The 1,564-nt window shown below is 25.5% G+C and carries 1 protein-coding gene; it reads right to left on the reverse strand.

Going from position 1 to position 1,564, the window contains the following annotated elements; translation table 11 throughout:
- Positions 1 to 314: 314 nt before the first annotated feature.
- Positions 315 to 1,564 (reverse strand): S41 family peptidase (locus BMY21_RS15535; RefSeq protein ID WP_218141073.1); only part of this gene is annotated, 1,250 nt, incomplete at its 5' end.

The raw sequence follows: 1,564 nt of genomic DNA on the forward strand, positions 1-1,564 counted from the left end.
TTTGAAAATATTCTCTAACTCTGTACCTTCATAAAGTGAAATATTATTTAACACTTGTTCATCATTTAAGAAATTTTTTAATTTTCTATTCATTTAATTTCCTTTACTTTTTTTATTCACAAACTTTCAAAGACAAATTCCATCTTCTTTGTCATAATTAGATTTATCATACGCAATTTTTATTTGCAACAAAGAAAAAATAATAAAATAACCATTTATGACAAATGTCATAACAAAAACTTAGAATATATGACAAATGTCATAGAAATATTGCTTTAGTCATATGTATTGTTGGGTATGACTAAAGCAAAAATTTAGTATAAATCTGAAACTTTTTTTGCAATTTTTTTATCTTTTGTTAGAAACAAGATTGTATTTTCAAAACTTCCGCTGACAACGTAATCAGGCATAATACCTGTACCTTCTTCGAGCCCATTATCGTAGAACCATTCTTTTTGAGCTACTGTCAAAATCAATCCACTATTTTTTAGCCGGTAATACAAGATATTTCCATATAGAATAGATCCAGACGTATTCATTCCTACTGTATAAACATTATCAAACAGTTTTTTTGAAAATAAAATAATATCTTCAGAACAGGAAGCAGAGCTTTTACTTGTAAGAAAAATAAGATTACCTTTGAATTTTGTTTTGAATTTAATTTTATTATTTTCTATCTTTTTAGAGTTTTCTAAATAAGTAATTCCGTAAGAACTATCCTTTTCAAAATCGAAAATATGTTCATTTAGAGGTGACTTAATCCATCTTTTTTTATATGCAGAATCTCTATCTTTTAAAAATTTTGTAAAAATTGATTCATTTTCTTCACCAGAATATAAATCGTATAAGAATTCATTAAAATATGGATCTCCCCCACCAGGATTCTGTCTTACATCAATAATCAGATTTTTTTTATTACAATATTTTTTACCTAATTTTCTAAAACTTTCAAAGTGTTCTGCATTAGTATCAAAAACAGGTATGTTTATATACACACTATTTTTTGTTTCAACTACAGTAAACACATTTGAACTAAATGTTTTAGGAATATAAATACATTTCAATCTGATATTTTCATCATTTACCGATACTGGAAGAAACTTTGTATAATCACGTTCTCCTTTTGATGCAAGGACTCCTAATCTAAAAACTTCTTTTCCATTATGGATAGTTTTAAACAGATTTTCATCAGATATACTTATTTTTGTTCCTATAGGAATCTGAGATGAATCTATAACCTTATAACCTGCTTTTATTTTTATAACATACGTATCAGATAAAAAAATAACTTTTTTATTTCCAAAGTTATAATATGTATCTCCACAACCTATCTTAAAATGACAATCATTTATATAAGGATGAAGATTATTGTATATGTAATCAGATAGTTTAAAAAGACTTATATTTTTTTCATTTGAAAACAATGAGTCTGAGTTTTTAATAAATGCTTCTTTATCAAATCCCCTTTCTTCCATTTCATCGAAGCCAATATATGAGGATTCCAGCAAATAAACAATATCTTTTAGATTTTCCACACATTCGTTTAATGTAAAATCCTTTTTTA

Origin of the sequence: Treponema bryantii (genome assembly GCF_900111035.1) — a bacterium.
Lineage (GTDB): Bacteria > Spirochaetota > Spirochaetia > Treponematales > Treponemataceae > Treponema_D > Treponema_D bryantii_C.